This is a genomic window from Bacteroides sp. LFL-34 (assembly GCF_027257075.1).
In the GTDB taxonomy this organism is placed as follows: Bacteria; Bacteroidota; Bacteroidia; order Bacteroidales; family Bacteroidaceae; genus Bacteroides; species Bacteroides ovatus.
Map to the genome: position 1 here is coordinate 86,693 of NZ_JAPQKZ010000021.1, position 24,017 is coordinate 110,709.

21 protein-coding genes and 1 other RNA gene are annotated in these 24,017 nt (G+C 41.7%); 6 read left to right on the top strand and 16 right to left on the bottom strand.

Annotated features, from left to right (window positions below; genetic code table 11):
• Nucleotides 1-33: 33 nt before the first annotated feature.
• Complete coding sequence (locus N5O98_RS14200) at nt 34-786, top strand: copper homeostasis protein CutC (protein ID WP_004308325.1); 753 nt, start codon at nt 34-36, stop codon at nt 784-786.
• A gap of 145 nt (nt 787-931) precedes the next feature.
• Here the strand turns inward: N5O98_RS14200 and N5O98_RS14205 are convergent, their stop codons facing one another.
• The 4 genes from N5O98_RS14205 to N5O98_RS14220 form a co-directional block, all read right to left on the bottom strand.
• Entirely contained in the window at nt 932-2,146 is a 1,215-nt protein-coding gene (locus N5O98_RS14205; RefSeq protein WP_004308326.1) for a sodium ion-translocating decarboxylase subunit beta, read from the bottom strand.
• 14 nt (nt 2,147-2,160) lie between these two features.
• Complete coding sequence (locus N5O98_RS14210) at nt 2,161-2,592, bottom strand: hypothetical protein (protein WP_008021027.1); 432 nt, start codon at nt 2,590-2,592, stop codon at nt 2,161-2,163.
• Between the two features lie 263 nt (nt 2,593-2,855).
• Nucleotides 2,856-3,293, bottom strand: a complete 438-nt coding sequence (locus N5O98_RS14215; protein WP_008645296.1) for a hypothetical protein — start codon at nt 3,291-3,293, stop codon at nt 2,856-2,858.
• 82 nt (nt 3,294-3,375) lie between these two features.
• Nucleotides 3,376-6,102: a transglutaminase domain-containing protein gene (locus N5O98_RS14220; RefSeq protein WP_118161402.1), complete on the bottom strand. Its 2,727-nt coding sequence runs from the start codon at nt 6,100-6,102 to the stop codon at nt 3,376-3,378.
• A gap of 324 nt (nt 6,103-6,426) precedes the next feature.
• Between N5O98_RS14220 and N5O98_RS14225 the strand changes: the two genes are divergently transcribed.
• Entirely contained in the window at nt 6,427-6,564 is a 138-nt protein-coding gene (locus N5O98_RS14225; RefSeq protein ID WP_004301914.1) for a hypothetical protein, read from the top strand.
• 93 nt (nt 6,565-6,657) lie between these two features.
• Nucleotides 6,658-7,836, top strand: a complete 1,179-nt coding sequence (locus N5O98_RS14230) for a C1 family peptidase (RefSeq protein ID WP_118161403.1) — start codon at nt 6,658-6,660, stop codon at nt 7,834-7,836.
• A gap of 160 nt (nt 7,837-7,996) precedes the next feature.
• Here the strand turns inward: N5O98_RS14230 and N5O98_RS14235 are convergent, their stop codons facing one another.
• The 3 genes from N5O98_RS14235 to dinB all read right to left on the bottom strand — a co-directional run bounded on the left by N5O98_RS14235 (nt 7,997) and on the right by dinB (nt 12,261).
• Complete coding sequence (locus tag N5O98_RS14235) at nt 7,997-8,698, bottom strand: DUF4627 domain-containing protein (protein ID WP_118161404.1); 702 nt, start codon at nt 8,696-8,698, stop codon at nt 7,997-7,999.
• Between the two features lie 59 nt (nt 8,699-8,757).
• Entirely contained in the window at nt 8,758-10,692 is a 1,935-nt protein-coding gene (locus N5O98_RS14240) for a heparinase II/III domain-containing protein (RefSeq protein ID WP_022199110.1), read from the bottom strand.
• Between the two features lie 477 nt (nt 10,693-11,169).
• On the bottom strand, nt 11,170-12,261 hold the full coding sequence (gene dinB / locus N5O98_RS14245; protein ID WP_004301910.1) for a DNA polymerase IV: 1,092 nt from the start codon (nt 12,259-12,261) through the stop codon (nt 11,170-11,172).
• Nucleotides 12,262-12,477: 216 nt separating this feature from the next.
• Between dinB and N5O98_RS14250 the strand changes: the two genes are divergently transcribed.
• Nucleotides 12,478-13,905: a DUF4419 domain-containing protein gene (locus tag N5O98_RS14250; RefSeq protein ID WP_004308334.1), complete on the top strand. Its 1,428-nt coding sequence runs from the start codon at nt 12,478-12,480 to the stop codon at nt 13,903-13,905.
• Complete coding sequence (locus N5O98_RS14255; RefSeq protein WP_074706869.1) at nt 13,890-15,032, top strand: PDDEXK nuclease domain-containing protein; 1,143 nt, start codon at nt 13,890-13,892, stop codon at nt 15,030-15,032. The genes N5O98_RS14250 and N5O98_RS14255 overlap by 16 nt, the downstream gene beginning before the upstream one ends.
• Nucleotides 15,033-15,230: 198 nt before the next feature.
• On the opposite strand, the gene ssrA is transcribed toward N5O98_RS14255, so the two are convergent.
• Nucleotides 15,231-15,627: a transfer-messenger RNA gene (gene ssrA / locus N5O98_RS14260) on the bottom strand.
• Nucleotides 15,628-15,810: 183 nt separating this feature from the next.
• Here ssrA and N5O98_RS14265 point away from each other — a divergent pair.
• Entirely contained in the window at nt 15,811-16,992 is a 1,182-nt protein-coding gene (locus N5O98_RS14265) for a lactonase family protein (RefSeq protein WP_022199108.1), read from the top strand.
• Nucleotides 16,993-17,035: 43 nt separating this feature from the next.
• Here the strand turns inward: N5O98_RS14265 and N5O98_RS14270 are convergent, their stop codons facing one another.
• The 8 genes from N5O98_RS14270 to N5O98_RS14305 form a co-directional block, all read right to left on the bottom strand.
• Entirely contained in the window at nt 17,036-17,674 is a 639-nt protein-coding gene (locus N5O98_RS14270; RefSeq protein ID WP_004308342.1) for a M23 family metallopeptidase, read from the bottom strand.
• A 28-nt stretch (nt 17,675-17,702) separates the two neighbouring features.
• Nucleotides 17,703-18,368, bottom strand: a complete 666-nt coding sequence (locus tag N5O98_RS14275; RefSeq protein ID WP_022199107.1) for a B3/B4 domain-containing protein — start codon at nt 18,366-18,368, stop codon at nt 17,703-17,705.
• A 50-nt stretch (nt 18,369-18,418) separates the two neighbouring features.
• On the bottom strand, nt 18,419-19,231 hold the full coding sequence (gene pgeF, locus N5O98_RS14280; RefSeq protein ID WP_004308345.1) for a peptidoglycan editing factor PgeF: 813 nt from the start codon (nt 19,229-19,231) through the stop codon (nt 18,419-18,421).
• Nucleotides 19,228-20,388 (bottom strand): GTPase ObgE, encoded by a 1,161-nt coding sequence (gene obgE / locus N5O98_RS14285; protein ID WP_004308348.1) that lies wholly within the window; start codon nt 20,386-20,388, stop codon nt 19,228-19,230. The genes pgeF and obgE overlap by 4 nt, the downstream gene beginning before the upstream one ends.
• Nucleotides 20,389-20,477: 89 nt before the next feature.
• Nucleotides 20,478-21,047 (bottom strand): adenylate kinase, encoded by a 570-nt coding sequence (locus N5O98_RS14290; RefSeq protein ID WP_004301902.1) that lies wholly within the window; start codon nt 21,045-21,047, stop codon nt 20,478-20,480.
• A 59-nt stretch (nt 21,048-21,106) separates the two neighbouring features.
• Complete coding sequence (hpt, locus tag N5O98_RS14295) at nt 21,107-21,643, bottom strand: hypoxanthine phosphoribosyltransferase (RefSeq protein ID WP_004308350.1); 537 nt, start codon at nt 21,641-21,643, stop codon at nt 21,107-21,109.
• A gap of 40 nt (nt 21,644-21,683) precedes the next feature.
• Nucleotides 21,684-23,228: a peptide MFS transporter gene (locus N5O98_RS14300; protein WP_004308352.1), complete on the bottom strand. Its 1,545-nt coding sequence runs from the start codon at nt 23,226-23,228 to the stop codon at nt 21,684-21,686.
• Between the two features lie 193 nt (nt 23,229-23,421).
• Nucleotides 23,422-23,646, bottom strand: coding sequence for a winged helix-turn-helix domain-containing protein (locus N5O98_RS14305; protein ID WP_004301899.1), 225 nt, complete (start codon nt 23,644-23,646; stop codon nt 23,422-23,424).
• Nucleotides 23,647-24,017 lie beyond the last annotated feature (371 nt).

Sequence of the window (24,017 nt, forward strand, 5' to 3'; positions counted from 1 at the left end):
GCGAAGAAATTCGCCCTTTTTTAATACACGACTATGGGAAAGTATCAATTTGAGATTTGTACCAATTCAGTGGAAAGTTGCCTGGCCGCACAGAAAGGTGGTGCAGACCGTGTGGAACTGTGTGCCGGAATACCGGAAGGTGGAACAACGCCCTCCTATGGTGAGATCGCCATCGCAAGGGAAGTACTGACTCATACCCGCCTGCACGTTATTATCCGGCCTCGTGGAGGAGATTTTCTGTATTCGGATATCGAAATCCGGACAATGCTGAAAGATATTGAAATTGCACGGAAATTAGGGGCAGACGGAGTGGTATTCGGTTGCCTGACAGCAGAGGGTGAAGTAGACTTGCCAGCAATGCAGAAACTAATGGAAGCAGCTCAAGGGCTATCTGTGACTTTTCACCGGGCATTTGATGTATGCCGTAACCCGCAGAGAGCATTGGAACAGATCATCAAACTGGGATGTAACCGTATTCTGACTTCCGGTCAGCAACCTACGGCTGAACAGGGAATCCCCCTTTTAAAAGAGTCACAGAAACAGGCTGCCGGAAGAATCATGTTACTCGCCGGATGCGGAGTAAATGAAAATAATATCGCACGCATTGCCGCAGAAACCGGAATCAACGAGTTTCATTTCTCGGCACGTGAAAGTATTCAGAGCGAAATGATATTCAAAAATGAAGCTGTCTCCATGGGAGGAACAGTACACATCAATGAGTACGAACGAAATGTAACTTCCATACGAAGAGTAAAAGAAACGATTGATGCCGCTTTACATGGATAAATATGGCAGCAAGGGATGAGATATCGCTTCATAATAGTACTAATACAAGACAGAAATGGTGAACATACAGCCTTCAAGCCTTTTGTTCACCATTTCTTTTTTGCATCATTACCAACAGTATCTCAAAAAACTGCTATACTTTTATTTATAAATATGGAATTATCGTAATATAAATACCAGTAATAATAGCCGAAGTAATTACTCCCGAGATATTAGCTCCCAAAGCATCTCCCAGAACAAATGAGTCCGGATTATCTTTGCTTACAATCTTTTGTGCAACCTTCGCGGTAGTAGGTACACAGCTAACAGCTGCAATACCGATTACCGGATTGTAATTACCCCGTTTAATAATATACATGATATATCCTCCGATTATTCCTCCGATACCGGAAAGTAATAATGCTACAATACCTAATACTAATAGTTTCAAGATCTTCGGATCGAGCAACAGATGTGCATCACAAAGTACACCGAGCAGTACGCCCAACATAAAAGTGGAACCATAAAGCAACGGACCACTCACAAAATCATAGATATGTTTCATACCCGACTCACGAACAGCAACACCTAGGAACAAAGAGAAAAACAAAGGAGAAGCTACCGGGAACAAGAAACAGAGAATAGCACAAAGAACAGCAGAGAAAGCCAGTTTCACTTTAGCATCGTAATTCTTCGGAGCTTTCTTTGTCACCATCTTAATAGCGCGGAAGCGTTTGGGAACCAAAAGTTTTACCAAGTAAGGATAGCCTCCATACGTTAAGCCCAAATAAAGATAAGCAACCACCGTAATAGGAACAAAGAGATGCTTTGCCAATGCCAACGAAGTAAACAACACCATTGGTCCGTCGGCTCCACCCACCATAGCCACAGATGCACTTTCTTTCAGAGTCAGACCAAGAGCAGAAGCAATAGGTACTGTCAGAAAAGTGCCCAGCTCTGCGCACAAAGCCAGAAATATACTTGCAAATGGTTTCTGAAGCAGGAAGCCGACATCTAGAAGCGTCCCGATACCCATAAAGACAAAACAAGCTATCAGCCCGTTACTAAACGTCAGGGTATAAACAGGTTGCAGGAAATCTATCTGCATAGTATTCATTAATTGATCCGTATCTGAAAGCATCGGATCGAGAAAGAGATTACCCAGTGTACCGTCAGGCATAATGAGGGTTCCGCAGTTGATAGCTACCATTCCCAATCCCATCGGAATCATTACCATCGGTTCGAGTATACCTTTCCAGCCTAAATAGATCAGTAACAAACCGAGAAGTACTAAAAAAACTCTTGCAGAAGCAAGCACCCATCCGCTTGCCATCATTGTACCAATACCTTGAAACAAGGTAGCAAAATCTATATTTTCCATAAATTAGTTTTCTTTTATTGTTTGTTGTTAGTAAGTTTCTTTGAGTTCTTCTTATTGACATGCGCCTGCTCTTCTTCCCGAAGAAAGAATTCGCGGGTATCCTGTGAATAATAATAATTCATCAGATTATTTTCAGAAGCTCCCGGACTCACGCCATGATAATAGCCGGAATAGCCAGTAAAGTTTCTGTCGATCCCCTTACTGTAATCTTCACGGAAATCTCCCAAAGCATCTTCATCTGCAATGGGAATCTGTCGGACTAATCTCTCCACCTTTTGCCGATGCTGACGCCAGCGTCGCAAACGGAGTAGCTCCAAACGGTGAGAACTATAAAAATCAAATGAATCGGCCGCATAGGCAATCAACTTAATGACCGCAGCGACAAAAAAACCGATGAGGAACGTAAGCCCCATCATCGCAAGAGTAGATAGTAATAAATGAATCATAGTAATATAAAAAATTAGGTTGTATAATCTTATTCAAATATCCTTGCTTTTATACGACGTAACTCCCGTTTCACAACGGGAACACAATATTTTAATCCTTAAAGACAGACACATCAATATCCGTCCTTTGTTCCAAGTCATAGGAAATACATTCTTTGTTTTCCATGTTAACATGAATAAAACTAAGATAATAAATAAAGAAAATGATGGTAGATGGAGGATCTGAATAGGCACCTCACCTTACCCAAAGATAAGAATATAGTCTAAATGAGAATATGCGCCAATGTATAGACGTAATACTTACACGAATATTTAGTGTAATTGACATCAAGGCCGGTATGCCCCAAACGATTCTCCGGAAGCATAACATTCAGAGAGCTCAATATCTGTATAATGACAGTATTGGTATTGAACTTCAGGTTCTTGAAAGGAACAATGCTTCTCGGAAAAGAGATATTGTCAAAAATGCAGTCACTAACATTACAAGTGGATGTCTCGTCAACAAACTGCGAATGAGAATCTTTACCTGGCTTGTCGAAGCCGGCAGAAGAAACGCAACAGCATGACACTGCTTCATATCGCATGTCATTAGACGAGGTTTCAGTTTTTTTCTGAAATCCCTGCAATTCTTTATTGGAAACATTACTAAATCCCAATACCAGAAATGCACATGCTAATATGCAAAAAATGTACTTAGTCATAATTTGCTGCAAACGTAATCATTCTTTTCCGAAAAAACGCATTAAGGGCAAGAATTAACGATTATTGTATACCTCCTCTTTTCTATAACCCATGTACAACTTTCATCAATTGCTCACCCAAACCGATTGTATATCCTTGAGAAACAAAGACTACCCTATTAAATGTATCTGCAATGATAAACACTGGCAGAATAGAATTGTTTAAATTCATAGCCTGCACTATTTCTTTGCGGATGCTGTCATCGACATCAATACCGTAAGTGATGGTAGACGGAAGTCCTTTGAATTCGTCGGCATTAAATTTCTTGTATTGTTCTTCCGAAGGAAAAAGAAAGACCATCTTACGCCCCCATTGTTCGAAGTCATTGCCCAAAGCGGCTATATCTCTTAGCGCATGATTGGTAGGTTCCTGCCCTACTCCAAGCACAGCTACTATAAAATAGCCACGTCCACAGGTTTGCAGAATACTCCGCTGTTCAGTGTTGTCAACCGGACGATAGGTCGCTTCCGAATTAAAATTGCCGATCACTTGCACCTGATCTTTGCTTTCACGCATCACAAGGTCAACGGTGGTTGTCTTACCGGGTTCTATAGTAAAAAATGTACTGTTGGAAAGCACCGCGCCACTTGCCAACCGAGTTCCGGTCACCATCATATAATAGCCTTCATCAAGCTCTCTCCCATATTTTAACAAATTACGCCAGGTAGTTCCATCCCCCATATCCGTCTCTCCTTCGTCATAATTAAGCAACTGGAATGTGCCGTTTTTAAACTTGGAAAGAGTGAAATGCGAATAATATTTAGGATCTTCCACAGAGCGGATAGGAGTATAAGTAGCTTGCAATACTCCCTTTCGAGACTGTGCAGCTTCTGCCGTATCGAAGTTGACATCTTCCTTTGCAAATTCTTCATTTAGAATCTGCACCTTTCCGGTCACTTCATCAATCCAGGCAGCGGACGCCCATCCCATGCTCCGGTAAGCTGCCACAAAGAATATGTCACGCGACTTTTCATCAGCCACCCGTGCTTTCCATACTCCCATCGGAGAAATAGGAATCTGTTGAGAATTCAGTTCATTATTGATTTTAATCTCTTTTCTGCACCATTCTATTAATACTTTGGGATCACGTTTCATGCTATCGGGCACAGACTGGTACACTGTTTTTTCAATGGCTTCACGAAGTACCTTCTTATAAGGAGTCAACATCTCATTGGCTATACGAGGAGGATTGAGGTACATTCTTTTAAATAAATCAGTCTCTATCTTCTCCCAATCCGAGATATTAGTCAGCAGATGATCATTCAATACATCCAGAGTTACATCGCGGAGATCTTTAGCCGAAAGACTCTCTAATATCCATATAGCCCGTATTTCTTCCCATGAAACAGCGTCTTTCTCTTTTCGGATAGGCGAAAGGAAGTCTTTCAAGGTTTGGTGGTTTCCTCGCGAAGCAACCAGGAAGTTTACTAATTTTTCTTTCTTTTCCGGTTGTAAGGTATTTCCATATAGTTTATCTATCCACTCTTTGGGCTGTTTTTCCGTCATCATTGTTGCTACATACGCATTGCGGATTGAATCTTCCTGCACCATCCGCCGATCATTTTCCGCCCGTTGTTCGGGAGTGACTTCGGGAATATTCGCTCCTTCCACCGAAGGTACAAGATCCATTGGCAAGGAATAGACTTCACCTTCTTTCCTATTTAAAGAGAGTTGCAATGCATCATCTTTTCCAAATGAGATTTTGGCATAACCAAATTGTCCGTTGCGGGATGCCCAAACCAACATATCTCCTTTACCGGCAGTCAGGCTGGCTTTCCCCTCTGCATCTGTATATTTCGTGGCTACTGTATAAAACTCCGCATAATTGTATATCTTAAATTCGACTTTGGCATCTGCTACCGGTTGACCGTCGGCATCCGTCACCGTTACGATAGCTTTGGCAGTAGGGGCATAATTATCAATCACATTGATTTCTGTGTAATTGGGTGTTTCAAGCATAATCTCTTCCGGACCGTTGTAACGTCCGAAAACCTTGGTATGCATCAACATTCCCCGACTGGCAGGGGAATTAAACCATCCCAGGTTCAAAACCGGTTCCGGTTCACAAGCGCCGAAGAAGTACCAATGCCCATCCGCCCATGCTTCCACCCAAGCATGATTGTCATCCGTATGCGCCCAGCGGGGCGTATACACTTGTCGTGCCGGAATACCGACTGCCCGGAGCGCAGCCACCGTAAATGTAGACTCTTCGCCACAACGCCCATACGCTGTTTTGACGGATGCCAATGGTGAGCTGGTACGCGCGTCACTCGGACGATAGACTACTTTCTCATGACACCAATGATTCACCTCCAATATCGCGTCTTTCATCGGCAGTCCCTTCACCCTGTCTTTTAGTTCATCATAAAACACACGACGGGAATCATCCAGATTCTCGTTATTCACTCGGATCGGCAGAACAAAATGACGGAACACTTCATCGGGAATCTCTTTGCCCCAAGGCATCTCGTCACGTGTCTGCTTCGACAGCCGGACATTCTCCAAGTAATAATCTCCCGGATAATCCGTCACATCCCCTATTGGCATATAAGCGTAGAGAAACATCAATGCTTCGCGCTCGTAGACTGACAAAATAGAATCGGCAAAGATCGCAAATAAATCTCCATGAGGAAGTGCCTGTTTTTTCTGCTCAAAGTCTTGAGCTACTTGATTCCGGTAGGATTCTTCTTTGAGGAAGTGAGCATTGTTACAAGCAAACAGTACAATCGACAAAATCAGGACGCACAAAAGATGGGTGAATGTTTTCATATAAGTGTTTGGTTTATTCTATTAATAAGGTTGCTGACTGACAAAAATAGAAGAATATTTTCTGAATACCTAGATAAGTACATAAAAATGTGATAGATAAGAATAATATTGTCATTGATGGGAAAATCCGGGAATTTTGTAACAGGTTTGTAATATAGACCGTGTTCGAACCCTTATAAAAAGAAAATTCAAAAGAAAAAGAAGATTTTTATGTTTTACAGCATATAATTCGAAAACAATTTGTATCTTTGCAGTGTTATTAGAGAAAACAAGATGTAAAACCGCTCTTCAAAACGTGGAGGGCAAAAAAAGAGGAAACAAATTATGAAAAAGAATGCAAATGAAAAAATTATGATGTTACAGTACCGTATTAAACGCTATCAAGCAATGGGAAATGGTGCCATGTGCCAAACATTAAACGGTAAACTTCAAAAACTGCTGTCACAGCAGGTTGCCATGTAAATAAACACACTAATTATAATAAATAGAGCGAGGAACTTTCGAGTATCCTCGCTTTTTTTATACATTTGCAGAAGAAAGATAATAAAACACATTATGAAAAAGCTATTTATGTCGGTTGCGCTCCTCTTATTGGTCGTAACCTCTTTTGCACAAACACCCGGTTATGAGTTCACAACCGTTGTGTCCCACCAAGCAACGCCTGTTAAAGATCAGGGTTCCACAGGAACCTGTTGGTGCTTTGCCACCGCTTCTTTCATGGAGTCGGAACTGCTCCGAATGGGAAAAGGAGAATATGATCTCTCGGAAATGTTTATCGTCCGCCAAAAGTACATGAATCAGATGGAGGACAATTATCTCCGTCGTGGTAAAGGAAGTATCGGTGAAGGAAGTTTGGCACACACTTTCAAAAACGCTTATAAGAAAGCGGGAATTGTTCCGGAAGAAGTGTACACCGGATTGCCGGGCGATAACAAAGACCACAATCACGGTGCATTGTCACGCTACCTCAAAGCATTGGTAGACGCAAATATTGAATCTAAAAAGCGTACTCCGCAATTTGATGCGCTTATTAATAATCTGTTCGATATTTATCTGGGCAAGCTTCCCGAAAAATTCACTTATAAAGGAAAAGAATATACTTCTCAATCTTTCACAGAAAGTCTGGGATTGAATATGGATGATTACGTTGAGTTGACTAGTTTCACTCACAAGCCATCTTATGAGACATTCTCACCTGAAGTTCCCGACAACTGGGAAAACCAGCCGATGTATAATCTTCCGTTGGACGAACTGATCGGGGCTATCGACTATGCACTGAACAAAGGATATACCGTATGTTGGGACGGTGACGTTAGCGAACAAGGTTTCTCTTTCAAGAACGGAATCGCCATCAACCCGCAAGTGGAGGATGTGAAAGATTACTCGACCACCGACCGTGCCCGTTTTGAGAAAATGCCTAAATACGAACGAATGGACGAAGTATTCAAGTTTGAACATCCTTATCCGGAAATCAACGTAACACCGGAAATCCGTCAGGATGGTTACGAGAAGTTTGTGACAACTGACGACCACTTGATGCACATCACCGGCATTGTAAAAGATCAGAATGGTACTAAATATTATATCACCAAGAATTCCTGGGGAGCGGAAAGCAACAAATCCGGAGGTTATCTGAATATGTCTGAAAGCTATGTACGTGCTAAAACAATCTGTGTGATGGTACACAAAGATTCTCTGCCTAAGGAACTGAAGAAGAAACTCGGAATTCAATAAATCGCATGAAATCAGCCCCGAAGGGAGATTGACTGTTTCATACATTTATTTATTCGGAACTCTCCATTATATTCATATAACAAAAAAAATAGGGCAACGAAGTATCACTACTTCACTGCCCTATTTTTTTGTTAACCTACTATATTAAATTCTTTGCTCTTTATTTCTTTTTCAATGTCACGTCGCTGATTTCTACAACGCCGCCTTTGTTCTGGGAAAGAATAGCCACATAACAATCTTTCAGAATAGCAGCATCATCGTCTGTATCAGACACTTCCAAGTTAGCATTTGCTTTCTTGCTGCTAATAGCATTTACCACTTGCCCCATATCATAATAAACCACTACTTTAGTCCATTTACCGGCATCTTTAATTTTAAAATTGTACTGTGCGCCCGAAGCATTTGGTTGAGCATCCGCGTCATAGTCTCTACGCATGAAGAAAGTAGTATTGTACTTGCCACTATCGTTCTTTTCCTCATTGGTCTGCTTGATGTATACACTGACCGGAGTTCCTGCTTCTTTAGCTTTTGCATAGAAAGTAAGAACATAGATACCTTTGTCCAAACCATCGGTAATACGTTGTCCCAGGAAAGCTTTATACCAAGAGAGATTCTTTTCAGCACCGGAGTTATCCAATTTCATTGCATTCGAATATTTGGCATCTCCTGTTTCTTCCCAAGCAATAGTAGTTACACCGTCAGCTTCATTATTCATGATAAACCACTCTCCTGCGGTAGCTTTGTTGGCATTAGTCACTTTAGTCTTTACTTCAGTGGCGAATTTTTCGTTTTTTATCAGGTTCTGCGCACTTACGCTTACTCCTGCAAGGACCAAAAGCCCGGCAAATAATACTTTTTTCATCTTACTGTGATTTAATTGTTTATACTTTATTTTTTCTAGCTTTAAAAATCTATTTCATCCTACTTCACTTGTTGAATAACAAATCCATATTTACCAGTCACTTTCTTTTCTTCAGTCTTTAGTGTGATGCGGTAAATCTCTTTGCCCCATACGTTAGACAGGCGCGGATCATCCAGTTTAATTGTTTCCAGTTCGGCTTTAAACTGCAACGGATAGTTCATTTCCACCTTTTGTCCCTTTACTTCGATGCGGATTTTTCCGGCTGAAGGGAAAGTCACATTGCCCCAGGTTAAAAAATTCATTTGATTAGGAGCAATAGCCTCATCCAACGTATAAATATCACCAATAATGAGTTTTTTATCATCAAGAGCATAAGAGCGAACCCAGCTTTTCACTTTCGCTTCTGCCGGATAAGCAGTAGCTATATCCGTAGAGAACATCCGTTTCTTCTCATCGCAAACGGTATTGGTAGCTTTATACTCCTGCCCGAATTTCTGCGGTACTCCGTTAATCATCGGCAAGTTATGATAGTTGCTCTGCATCGTCCAGATGGTATAGCGGTCCTTGCCGAACGTCTGTTTGGTATATGTACCTACACCGGCATCAATAATAACAGGAATTGTATTTACATATAAAGAGAAGGTTCCTACATCGTTGTGGTTATGGCTTTCGTTATTAAATCCGCCTTTAGCGGCAACAAACATACCGTTCTTATTCTTCATATAACAGAATTCCGTCTCGGGATACCAGGTTACATCCGGCATATCATGTTTCGGAGTTGCTTTTGCCAGCTCATTACAGCAAAGTAGAGATTGAAGCGAACGAAAAGCATCGTTGCCCATGGTAGCATACGGTTTTCTTCCATTCAACAGGTATGCGGCAAAATGCATCATTTCATCGCTGTTTACAGCTTTACCGTACCGATAGATTAACAAAGGATCGCCTCCGCCTTGTGCCGATGCATCAGCAAAATTCACCACCCAGCCATTGCCCACGTATGAGCGGGACATATATTCTCCCATCCGGCGAATCATCGGTTCATTGAACAGAGACAGTTTACCGCCTGTGCCATCAGAGAGTATCTGCAAATAGTCATAGAGCTTTCCGGCAGCATGTCCCCAGTAAGAGGTTCCCTCCTCACAGGCACCATCGGATTTCACGAAGTTGATAAACTTATCGACTGACTGCATGGAGCGATAAACAGCTTTCGCCAACTTATCCTTATTGTTCTCCATCAGTAAGAAACATTGCAGGGCATTGGAGTTACACCAGGGATTCCAGTTGTTGATGATTTCTCCCGGTTTCCAGTTAAAAGCCATCCACCACATTTCGTCGTCGTTCATATACGGATCGAGAATACGTTCTTTGATTGCTTTACGCATTTGCAAGGATACCACAGGATTAATTTTGTCGAATGGTTTGCGGAAGAAATAGTGTACCCAAGCCATTAAAGCTCCGTATCCGCCTGAACCGAGGTCGATAATCTGTTCGCGGAAGTCGGGAAGTGAACGTTTGCTGCTCTGACGGGGCAAGTGTGCGGATAGAACCCATGAATTCATTTCGCAGCTCATATATGCTCCGTTCAGTAATTGGTCGATAAAACGCCCTTTCCCTTCGGCCAGTTCGGCGAGCATCAAGGCGTTAAGTGCCTGGCGGTTGGCGTCATAAGGAACTTCCATTATTTTACGGTTACCGCTACGTTCGTATTCCAGATAAGCGGTGGCAGGTATCAGTTGCCATTTATAGTCGAGGAGTTTTTCGCCGGCTTCGATGAGGCGTTGCTTATTGGGGCCCATCAAAGAATCCCAGGCGGCACGATCTGTATAAGCAGGATAAGGCACCCATGCTTGTTTCATTACCAACACGTTTTTCAACGTAGTTTCGTCTGCCGCTTTTTGCAGCATATTGCGTTCGGTGTAAGCGTTTGCCTTGAAAGAAAAACTTCCTAAAGCTGCTAGTAAAAGAACACAAAATAAATGTTTCATTCGATTCATGGTATTTTCATTCATTTAAGTATTGCAAAGATAACGTATCTGATAAAAAATGAGGTGAGTAAATCATACGAACCTGATGACAAAAAAGTACATACTTCAAAAATAGTACTTTTAATTGCTATATTTTAGGCTTTTAAGTCATTATAAAAGCAAATTAGGTCATTGTAGAAACAATTTAAGTCACTATAAAAACAATTTAAGTCACACGGAAACCGGGTTTTCATTTCGGAAAAACAAAGATGCAGTTTTAGAAAACAGAGGCTTCCTTTGGAGAAAATAGAGGTTCTATTTATTCCAAACAGAGGCTCTGTTTAGGTCAAATAAAGGCTCTATTTTATTTCAAATAGAGTATCTGTTTTACTTCAGACAAAGTATCTGTTTGGATATTCTATCCTCTTTCTTTTTTCATTCTTTAATTCTCTTCTTTTTCATCCCCTATTCTTTCCTCTTCATTCCTCTATTTCTTCCTCTTCGCCTTCAATCCCAATCGCTAAATTCAAAACTCAACTGTTCCCAAACACCGTGTTGTTCATCGGCTTCCTCTTTTGGATTGGAGACGGAAAGACCGATGAGCCGGATTGGATGTTGCTCAAATTCGACACTTTTAAGCAATTCTTTTGCAAGTGGGAGTACCCGGTCTAAGGTGGTGAGTTCCTGCGATTGAGTAAGGCTTCGGGTTATCTGGCTAAAATCATGAAACTTGATTTTCAGGGTAAGCGTGTTGCCTTTGAAGTCTTTTCGCTGAAGACGTTCAATCAGCTCTACTGCTACATGGTATAGTTCGATAATGACCGATGAACGGGCTGAAATATCACGTTCCAATGTACGTTCGCAGCCAATGGATTTACGGATACGAATTGCTTCGACAGGGCGTTCGTCAATTCCTCGTGAGCACTCATAATACAGTGCGCCGGCTTTCCCGAAATGGGCTGTCAGCATTTCAAGAGAGCATTTCCGTAGTTGAAGTCCATTGTGGATGCCAAGTAGATGCATCTTCTTTGCAGTCACCGGACCCACTCCCCAAAAAGACTCGATAGGAAGACGGGCTATAAAATCAAGGGCTTGTTCCGGATGAATGGTACATAAGCCGTCCGGTTTACGATAGTCCGAAGCTATTTTAGCCAGAAACTTATTATAAGAAACTCCGGCAGACGCAACAAGGTTGAGCTGCTCCCGAATCTTCTGCTTTATTTCCTTTGCTATATCCACAGCCAGGGAAATATCTTTCTTATTTTCAGTGACATCCAGAAAAGCTTCATCCAGAGACAGAGGTTCGATGATATCCGTATATTCGTGGAAAATCTCATGTATCTGACGGGAAACGGATTTATAAACATCCATCCTGCCAGGTACAAAAATGAGTTGGGGACAAAGACGTTTCGCCTTTTGCGAAGCCATGGCGGAACGGACACCGTAACGCCGGGCTTCATAACTGGCAGCAGCCACAACTCCCCTCTCTTCAGCATGACCTACCGCTAAAGGCTTGCCACGAAGTTCTGGATTATCACGCTGCTCTACAGAGGCATAGAAGGCATCCATGTCGATATGTATAATCTTTCTCTGCGTCATTGTTTAGGATTAGCAGAGCAAACTTACTATAAATTCCTGAATAAATCCTGCTTATCGGTTCAAGAAATAATATGCTTATGATTTTTATAGATATAAGTCAAAAAAACATTCAATATCTTGTCAAAGACAGTTCTTATTATATTATATTTGCATATCGTCTATTCAAAATATAGAGGTAGTTAATAAGTTTGTGCCACCATACAACTCTTTAAGATTATGAAAAACACATTATTTTGCTTATTCATATTTTGCAGTGTTTCCACATTCGCTCAAAATGGAATCACTTTTAAGGTCGAAAAGCTTTCAAAGCCTGAAGAATTACTTCATCTACACTCCCCGAATGAAATTTACGAAAGTCTTATATTATCAGATATGGACATAGAGCCTTATGAGATAAAAGAGAAGAATATCAAGGTTCCTTATCATATCATTGCAAAGAGCGAATCTCCCGACAGTCTCGTTTCTTTTGGCCCTAATTCTTTTTTCAATGGTATGTATCAGGCTTATGCGGATCACAGGCCATTCGTATTGTCCCCGGACATGATTTGGCTATTAATCAGCCAGGGATTTGCACGCCATATCAATGCCAATCAGGAATCTATGAGAAATGAGCTTGTTGATTTCTCCGGCAAACTATCCTTAATTGTCAGAGAAGACAAAAAATTGGAGGACCCTACTCTTTCATGGGAGAAAATCTTTCCGCAATTTACAGAACAAATATCCCAATACGCCGGTAAGCATCTGACCGAACTGCTCACCTGCAATTTTTCAACGACTACCTCTTTAGAGAAAGTTGCTTCCGAAATAACAATCATGGAAGCTGTAAAACCTTACTTTGAGTTTATAATCATACGCATTGTCTGTGGAATACCTGAAATAACTCTCGAAGGAACACCGGAGGACTGGGAAAAACTACTGCACAAAGCCAGAGGCTTGAAAGAATACAAACTCGATTGGTGGATTTCAGAACTGGAACCTCTTTTGGAAGAATTTGTCAAAGCATCCAAAGGAGAAGTTAATAAGAACTTTTGGCGCAACATGTTTAAATATCATTCACAGAAACGATACGGAGCCCCAAACATTATTGATGGATGGATCGTGAAGTTTTTCCCTTACGATAAGGAAGGGAAAAGAAATAATCTGAAACAGCTGGAAGGCAGGAATTGTCTCCCTGATGAGATAGTGAAGGTAGACGTAAAGTATCAGGAAGTATATGGCGACGCTGTCAAAGAAACTCCATTAGAATTTTGGGCAGGTTTCATCGGGTTAGAACAAAACAGCAAGACTTTTGCTCTGCGACCGCAAATTGGTTGGATGGTCAGGAAGAAAGACGTTAATAAGGAGGGATTAAAAAGTAAATTAAGTGCTGATGCTCAAAAGGATGGCTGGGGAAGCGGCATCAATATCAGAGTAAAAGAATTTCCGGCTGTACTGTTGGAGCTCAAAGAAATAAAAAGGTTGGATATCCAATTTATCGATACAATTGATATACCGGACGAAATATCAAAAATAAAAATCGGATCGTTGAGTTTATATGGAAAGATTACTAAAGAGGAAATAGAGCGTATTAAAAGATTATTGCCTGATACGGATATAAAAATAAATGGTTCGCGAAGTGGGAGTGCTTCATTTATGACTCCATAATAAAAAGAGGCTATCCAAAAGCCATAAGTCAGATTTCAAAGGCTATCAAGATGCACTATCCCGAAAAGAAAGGATATTCAGCGAGAAGCCTTACCTATATGTGTCAGTTTGCCCGAACATACCCACTAGAGATATTACAAAGAATGCTTTCTTGTGACAAGGTGTTGAGAACGCCAACAATCCCCAATATGCTATCCTTGACTGATGAACTGAACTGTTTACCAATTACGCAAGAACCTCTTGCGCAATTTCAGACAAATATATTTCAATCAAAAGAATTTACGCAAGAGCCTCTTGCGCAAATTCAAAAGATAGACAAGACAATCTCCGCAATGCTGCAAACATCCATTGATGATATTGAAAAGGATTTTGTTTGTTCCCCCATTTCAAAAATAAACTGGACCAGTCATGTGATACTATTGGATAGCTCATTACCCTTAGGAAACAAATATTGGTACATGAAACAGTCCGTTGAAAACGGATGGAGCAGCAACGTATTAAAGATACAGATTGAGACTAATCTGTTCAAACGGCAGATAGAAACACAGAAAGTCAACAATTTCACAAAGACCTTGCCCGCCCCTCAAAGTGACTTAGCCAACTATTTGCTGAAAGACCCGTATATATTCGATGTAGCAGGTACAAAAGAACTGGCAGATGAAAGGGATATTGAAAAACAGCTTGTAGAACACGTCACAAGGTATCTATTGGAAATGGGGAACGGCTTCGCCTTTGTAGCCAAACAGAAACATTTCCAAGTCGGGGACAGCGATTTTTATGCAGACCTTATCCTATACTCCATAAAACTCCACGCCTATATAGTCGTAGAATTAAAGGCTACTCCATTCAAGCCAGAATATGCAGGGCAATTGAATTTCTACATTAACATCGTAGACGACCAGTTGAGAGGTGAAAACGACAACAAGACAATAGGATTGTTGCTCTGCAAAGGCAAGGATGAAGTAGTAGCACAATATGCCTTGACGGGCTATGCACAGCCCATAGGAGTTAGCGACTACCAGCTAAGCAAAGCCATTCCCGAAAATCTGAAATCCGCCTTGCCAAGTATCGAGGAAGTGGAGGAAGAATTATCACAGCTACTCGATAACAAGAAAGACGAAAAGTAATCCGATCAGTCCCGTTTGGACAGTCTTGACATTTAAGCCGTCTGCCACCTATACAACGACCGATTCGACCCGAGCATTGACGAACAGATAAATATCACAGAAAATAGAAATATTAAATAAAACAAAAACACCCCGCTTTACATTATTAGGATGTAAAGCGGGGTGCAAATCTCATAAAACGCTAGAAATCAGCATTTAAAGTGGAGCTGCGGGGGATCGAACCCCGGTCCAAACGAGGAAATCATAAGCTTTCTACATGCTTATCTTTGCCTAAATTTTCGTGCAGGAACAGAACCAAAGCCATCAATTCCTGCCTTATCCTCTAAAGTTTCATCAAAAGTGCGAGGCCGCCTTTGACTATCCCCGATGTAACTGCACCACTGAACCGGAATGCTTCGGAGCAACAGCTTCCGAGTGATGTCTCGTCCTGGCACCTAGTGCCTGGATTAAGCTAATCTACTGTGATTCGATTAAGCAGCAAGAGCGTAATTAGTTTCGCCAGATAAAATTTTGATAACTGATATTTAAGTGGAAATTACCGACCCACTGCATGCTTACCTACCATTTCTGCCCGCTGTCAAATCCAGTCAACCCCAAATTTTTATTCGTACAGAATAGCGATTGTTTAGAACGCTTTCCGAGAGTGCAAAGATAGGAAATGTTTTCTAATTTACGAGAAGACGTTAGCAAATATTATATCAAAGCACTATCTTTACGGAGCTATTTTATATTTAAGATGAAAAAGCATCATGAAAAATCAACCAATAATAAGCTACTTATGATTAAGACATATCTATCTAAAACATCTATATTCAAAGCATTTGCCGCTGTTTGCATATTCGGAATCAGTATCAGTGGCTGTACTTCTAAAAAAAAGACTCCTATGGAAACAACCGATACAACGGAAAACGAACTAACCATGTTGGTGGGTACTTACACATCAGGAACCAGTAAAGGGATATATAGCTACCGCTTCAACGAAGAAGACGGGACTGCCACTCCGTTAAGTGAAACGGAAGTTGAAAATCCTTCTTATCTTGTTCCATCTGCCGACGGAAAATTCGTCTATGCAGTCAGTGAATTCAATAATACACAAGCTGCCGCCAATGCATTTGCCTTCAATAAAGAAAAAGGTACTTTGCAACTATTAAATTCACAGCAAACGGGAGGTGAAGATCCCTGTTATATCATCGCCAGTGGAAATAATGTGATAACCGCCAACTACAGTGGCGGCAGCATTTCCGTTTTCCCTATCGCAAAAGATGGCTCGCTCCTACCCGCTTCCGATATTATACAATTCAAAGGTACGGGAGTAGACAAGGAACGACAAGAGAAACCGCATCTGCATTGTGTCCGTATCACTCCGGATGGTAAATACTTGTTTGCCGATGACTTGGGTACAGATCAAATACATAAGTTTATCATTAACCCAGCTGCAAATGCAGAAAATAAGGAAGCATTTCTGAAAGAAGGATCGCCTGCTGCCTTTAAAGTGAAAGCCGGTTCGGGTCCCCGCCATCTGACTTTCTCGCCAAACGGTCATTATGCCTATCTGATTAATGAGTTATCGGGCACAGTAATCGCTTTTGAATACAAAGACGGAGATTTAAAAGAGATGCAAACAATCGCTGCCGATACGGTAAACGCACAAGGAAGCGCCGATATTCATATCAGCCCGGATGGTAAATTCCTGTATGCCAGCAATCGTTTGAAAGCAGATGGTATTGCCATATTCAGTATTCACCCGGATAACGGAATGTTGTCAAAAGCAGGCTACCAACTGACAGGGATTCATCCACGCAATTTCATCATCACGCCTAATGGTAAATACTTGTTGGTTGCTTGCAGAGACAGCAATGTGATACAAGTTTATGAAAGAGATGCAGATACAGGACTATTAACAGATGTACAGCAGGATATAAAAGTAGACAAGCCGGTCTGCATAAAATTTGTGCCATAATTTGTCATAATCCCCTGGCTATTCATCAACTACTGATAGCCCTTTACTTTTTATTTTGAGCAATCCGATTGTCAGGAATTTGAGTCTTCACAACGATTTTACTCCCGTTCTTGGTACACTTGATACATTCTTTCCGCAATGTTCTCTCTTTTAAGTCAAAAATGAGATTCGGATTAAAATGTTGCCCGTTAATACGGGTTTCGAAGTGTACATGTTCGGTAGTGGCACAACCGGTACGTCCTGTCAGCCCGATAGGTTGTCCGGCTTTTACAACATCACCAGTTTTAACCAGATTCTTGAAATTGTGGCTATAAAGTGTTTCCAATCCGTTAGCGTGGCGGATTACAACGATATTTCCGTAGGCATAATAGGGTTTCGACATACGCACCACTCCATCAAAAGCAGCACGAATCGTATCTTTTGCACAGGTCTTAATGTCTGTTCCCGAATGTCCTCCGCGAGTTCCATAGGCAGAGATTACTTTTCCTCCGGGTAATGGGAAAGCATATTCGTGATCTTTCAGAGAATCCAAATGCAGATAGATATGATTGCTTTTAGCAAATAATCCGGGAGTAGCTACCCGTACATCAGCCATTTCGCGGGCAGAGAAGGAAGGTTTATCCTGCCCGTCGGCAGTCAGCGGCAATAATAAAACTGTCAGTAAGATAAGTATGTTTTTCATGTCTTTTTTCTTAGAGCACTCATTCTAATTATTCAAAGAATACGATTTCGCCTCCATCCGATTCTGTATAGTTTCTTAATAAGGTCTGTATCATTTCAACAGCTTCTTGCAAACCTTCTTTTCCGTTATAACCGTTGACTATGGCTAGGATATGAGTAGTTCCGAGGTCCATCTTCGTACGTTCATGGTCGCTTGTCGGGGTTCCGATTCCGCCGAAAGAATCACGATATACAGGTAATCCTTCGATATTCAATACACCGCGTCCGATACCTTCAAACGGTTCTCCTGCTTTGCCGATACCGAGTTCAAGATGCGTACCTTGTATTTTGTCCGTGTCAAAACCACCGATCGAATGTCCTGTGCGAAGAGACACAAGGTTAATAAGGTCTACCAACGTATCAATCTGATATAAAGGAATTCCACGCATCAGGCGGCGGCGTAGAGCTTCGGCTGACGGGCGGTAACGTCCGGGGTCTTTGCCACAACGTTTATAAGCCTCACGGGTAGCAAAGATAACGGGTTGATGTTTGATGTCTTCCATCTGTGTTGTGGAAGTCAGTTGCCTAGTAAAAGCGTCGATCTCCTGCCAAAGCCCTTCGCTGTAAGCTGTATTTTTCACTGCAGCATACACGGCGGCTCCGGCAAAAACCGGGCATGCGTCTTTTATTTCTTTAGATACTTTTATTTCAAACATAACTTATCATAAACCAATCATCAGCGTCCTGCGATTACGGACACCAATTATTACTTTCTAATCATTATTCCCGACAATGTACGACCGGAATCTATTCCCAGTCTACGTGCAGAGAAGAATTCATCATGATGAATATAGGTACAGATTCCGGCCACTTCTATCTGTTCTGCAGGCACTCCGAGATTCAGTAATTCAATCCGGTTGGCTTCCCACAAATCAATATGATATTTGCCCGTCTCCTTCTTCTTCATAGAAATAAGAGACATATCGAAGCCGCTTTCTTCAAAAGCATCATACACCTCATCACCTACTTCAAATGATTCGAGCGAAATGCTCGGCCCGATGCAAGCTATCACATCTTCGCCTTGCGTCCCGAACATCTTATTCAAGTGGTCCATCACATTACTGACAATATGCTTCACCGTTCCCTTCCATCCGGCATGAACGGCAGCCACAACGTGTTGTTTTTTGTCGTACAGCAATACAGGAACACAATCCGCCGTCGTGACACAAACGCAATATCCCGGCACATTAGTTATCAAGGCATCCATTCCTCGCAGAAGTAGCCGTCTCATTTCCAATGATTCTTTAAAAAATGATTCATTGATAATCAGACTGGCACAGCCATGATTCTGTTCAGGAATAAATAATTCCTTTATCTGATGATTCATGCACTGAAACAACCAGCTCTGATTGCGATTGACATTCATACATGAGTCGTTGGTATAAGGCGAACAGTTGAAAGAGCCGTAAGCTCCGGTGCTTATACCTTCGTGACGCGTAGTTACAAAATGAGCTACTTCGGGATATGCCTCCAGTGACTTATATCCCTTCAACTCGTTATGTTTTGTAAGTGAAATCATTTTTCTTCCCAATCTTCTTCGTATTCATAATCGATATCATCGTCATCGTCGACATCTTCCTCATATTCATAAACGATGTCTTCATCTTCGCCCATGTCTTTGAGTTCCTGTTGCAGACGGGTCACGTCTTTCGGACGGTGAACGATGTCCTCTATCTTATTGCTTTCCTTGTTCAGTTCTTCCCAAAGGATGTCTTTCAACACCGAGATGCCCAAACCGGAAACAGAAGATATGAATACATGTGGAATGCCTTCCGGCAATGTAGGTTCAATCTCGTCCATCAACTCCTGATCGAGCATATCACTCTTGGTGACAGCCAACACGCGTTGCTTGTCCAACATTTCAGGATTGAAGGTACGCAGTTCGTTCAGCAAGACTTCGTATTCTTTACGAATGTCGTCGCTGTCTGCCGGAACCATAAACAGCAGTAATGAATTACGCTCGATATGACGCAAGAAACGCAGTCCCAAACCTTTTCCCTGACTGGCTCCTTCGATAATACCCGGTATGTCCGCCATCACAAAGGATTTTCCACCGTGATAGGAAACGATGCCCAAGTTGGGTTCGAGCGTAGTAAACGGGTAATCGGCAATTTTCGGTTTGGCAGCCGAAATGGAAGAAAGCAAAGTTGACTTTCCCGCATTCGGGAAACCTACCAGACCGACATCGGCAAGCAGTTTCAGCTCCATGATAACGGTCATTTCCTGCATCGGCTCTCCCGGCTGCGCAAAACGCGGAGCCTGACGGGTGGCCGTCTTGAAATGCCAGTTACCCTGACCGCCGCGACCGCCTTTGAGCAAAATAACTTCCTGTCCGTCTTCTGTTACGTCACAAAGATACTCCCCTGTCTCGGCATTATAAACTACCGTTCCGCAGGGTACTTCTATTATTTTATCCGCACCGTCTTTTCCGAAGCTACGTCCTTTGCTCCCCGATTCACCATGACCGGCCATTGCATGACGGTCATACTTCAAGTGCAGCAATGTCCAGTAATTACGGTTACCGCGCAAGATGATATGACCTCCTCTTCCACCATCGCCCCCATCAGGACCTCCGTTAGGACAATATTTCTCGCGCCTCATGTGCGTAGAGCCTCTTCCGCCCTTGCCCGAGCGACAGTATATCTTTACGTAATCAACAAAATTCGATTCAGCCATATTTTTTTTAAAAGTTAAAGTAGTCAGTAGTTAGAGCAGTTAATTAGAACACTCCGGCTACTGACTTATTTATTTATAATATTGTATTATTACAATTTATCTACTGCTTCGCAGATTTCAGCGAAGATACCTTCCATAGTACCCAAGCCGTTGATGTGTTGGTATTTCTTTTCGTTCTTGTACCAGTCGATCAGTGGAGCAGTCTGTGAATGATATACATGCAGACGTTTCTTGATTGTTTCTTCGTTATCATCAGCACGACCGGAATCCTTGCCACGTTTAATGAGACGTACCATCAGTTCTTCTTCCGGAACATCCAAGTCAACCATTACAGAAACGTCCTGTCCTCTTTCTGCCAACATTTTCTTTAATGCTTCTGCTTGTGCTATTGTTCTTGGGAAACCGTCGAAAATTACACCTTTGCTATCTTTGAAGCTGTCGAATACGCTTGCCAGAATATCAATCATTAATTCATCAGGAATCAATTGACCTTGGTCGATGTAACCTTTAGCTGTTTTACCCAGTTCTGTGCCATTCTTGATTTCAGCACGCAATACATCTCCTGTCGAGATGTGATTGATTCCATACTTTTCTACGATACGTTCGCTCTGTGTTCCTTTTCCTGAACCCGGAGCACCGAAAATTACGATGTTCAACATTTTGTTATTTACAATTTAACGATTTACTATTTACCATTTAAACTGGTACCTATTTAATATTAATCTACTACTGTATAAATATCGGGATAATTACGTCCGAAACCATCATAATCCAGTCCGTAACCTACGATAAAGTCGTTCGGGATTTCCATCGCTACATATTCAATGTTGAGGTTTACCTTGAGCTTTTCAGGTTTCACCAACAGAGAAGCGATATGGATAGCTTCGGGATTGCGTGTACCTAATGTTTCGAGCAGTCGCTGCATCGTCAGTCCTGTGTCTACAATATCTTCTACGATTACAATGGTACGTCCGGCAATGTCTTCATTCAGGCCGATTACCTCTTTAATCACTCCGGTGGAAGTGATGCCCTGATAAGACGCCAACTTCACAAATGAGATTTCACAAGGGATGGTGATGTGCTTCAGTAAATCAGCGGTAAACATGAACGAACCGTTCAACACACTAAGGAAAAGCGGATTCTTACCTGCCAAATCGCGGTTAATTTCGTTCGCTACGCGAATCACTTCTTTCTGAATTTCTTGTTCCTTAATGGAAACGGTAAACAATTTGTCTTTTATCTGAATGGTATCCATAACCGGTAATTTAAAAATAACCTTGCAAAAATACGATTTTTTATTCTACCCCGTGCATCATCTTCTGTAATTTCTTCGAGAGAAGGAACAGAATCAACGAAGCAACACCGGACATTACGACGAATACCATAAAGAAATCATACATGGTAGCAATCTGATAACCAAAGATTGACTTCACTTTTCCGGCTTCCGGATAGAGCCCGCTCAACATTCCCGCAAATTTATTGGCTGTGGCAGTAGACAGATACCAGATTCCCATCATCAGGGAGGCGAAACGCAGCGGACTCAATTTATTTACCATTGAAAGTCCGATAGGCGACAAAGCTATTTCACCCATGGTATGAATAAAGTAAAGTCCTGTCAGCCAAATCATGCTCACTTTCACTCCGGGAACTGCATCTTTCACTCCGAAACAGATGAAAAGATAACCTAAAGAAAGGAGTAACAAACCAATCGCTTGTTTGGTAGGAGAAGCGGGTTCCATCTTTCGTTTGTTCAGGAAACCCCATACACCCGGCATGATATATGCCAGAACAACTACAAACAAGGGATTAAAAGATTGAAACCATGAAGCCGGCATTTCCCAACCGAGAATATCACGATTCGTCTGTTCGGATGCGAAGAGAGTTAAAGAAGCTCCCGCCTGTTCGTAGGCTGCCCAGAAGAAGATGACAAAGAAGGCTACTATATAGATAACGAAAATACGGCTGCGTTCTATTTTTGTCAATGAACCGTCTAACAGGATCAGAACAGGGAAAACAATGCAGGCGGTAAAAATGCCGATACTCACCCAATCGCCTTCAAATGCATAGTTAAAGAAGGCTATTAAAGCAATGGTAAGAATTGTGATTACAAGGGTATTACGTACTTTGGTACGTTTGTCCATCTTCGGGTGTGAGATATGGTCGGCCTTGTCTTCTTTCTTTTCACGTTTAGCATCGGGGATAATACCAATCGGTTCTCCGGAAGGAGAAAAAAGATATTTATTCTTTTGAGTCTCGAAAAGAACAACGGTGAACAGTGTCATGATTCCGGCTGCAAGAAATCCCCATTTAAAGTCATGCGGATCACCGGTATCACCCAGATAACCACAAATCAAAGGAGCAGCAAAAGAGCCTACATTCACTCCCATATAAAAAATGGTGTATGCAGCATCCAGCCGCCTGTCTCCGGGTTCGTAGAGCTGACCTACCAGAGAAGAGACAGTGGGTTTGAAGCAACCATTGCCCAAGATCAGGAAGCCTAGTCCGCCATACATCATCCAGTGGGCAAGGTTTGTATTATCTAAAGTGGAAGCACTCATAAACATCAGGAATTGTCCGACTGCCATCATTACCGCTCCCCAAAACACGGAGCGACGGATTCCCCAATATTTATCGGCAATGTATCCGCCAATCAACGGGGTTAAATAAACTAGTCCGGTATAGCTGCCGTAGATGGATGCTGCCGCTTCTTTATCAAACAATAATGCCTGCGTCAGGAAAAGAATAAAGATCGCACGCATACCGTAATAACTGAAACGTTCTGCCGTGCTTGTCGCGAAAATCAAATAAAGGCCTTTCGGATGCCCTTTCAATGCACTCATGAATTTATGTGTTTAGTAGTTTATGGGGTGCAAAGGTACAGAAAAAGTAGATTAGATGCTTCTCTTATCAAACAGAATAATAGGGGGAATAGTAAAAACGAGCATAAAAAATCCTACTGATCCACTTCATTACTTTTTTAGCAGTGTAAATAATAAAGTGGAGATCCATCTTAAATGTAGGTTAGCTACCACCTTAGCCAAAAGTAAATTCGACATTTTCGATACTGGCAAAAAGCATTCCTTCTCTTTTCCTCAAAAAGATCTTGTCTTCTCGGGCCAGCCAACCAATAGCAAGAGCTACGTCTTCAAACGTCAAACTTAATTCACGGCACAAATCGAACATTGAAAGTTCACCTTTTTCATTTAAGATGCGCCATACTTTCCCGGCATTCAAGCCAATTTTTGTCTTTTCCATCATGCAAACTTTAGAAGATTAAACAATCCGTTATTTAGATTTTAATTCATTTTCATTGTGAGCACTGGAAAATGATGTGATGCACATTATCTATCTCCAAAGATAACATTTTTATCGGAAACGGCAAATAATCAAAGGCTTAATAAGGGGAACTGCATTAAAAATTTGTTTAAGAAGGTATGGCGATAAACTAAACACAATTTCCATCCGCCCCTCTACAGAAAAAGGGTTCTTCGTCAAATTTGGTGGTAATCTGGTTCTTCGTCAAATTTGGTGGTACTTCTTCTATTGTGAATAAATAATCTTCGCTCTCAGTAGTTTAATTCCTGCCCTATTGTACATCTGTCTTTTTACCGCTTTAATTTTATTCACTG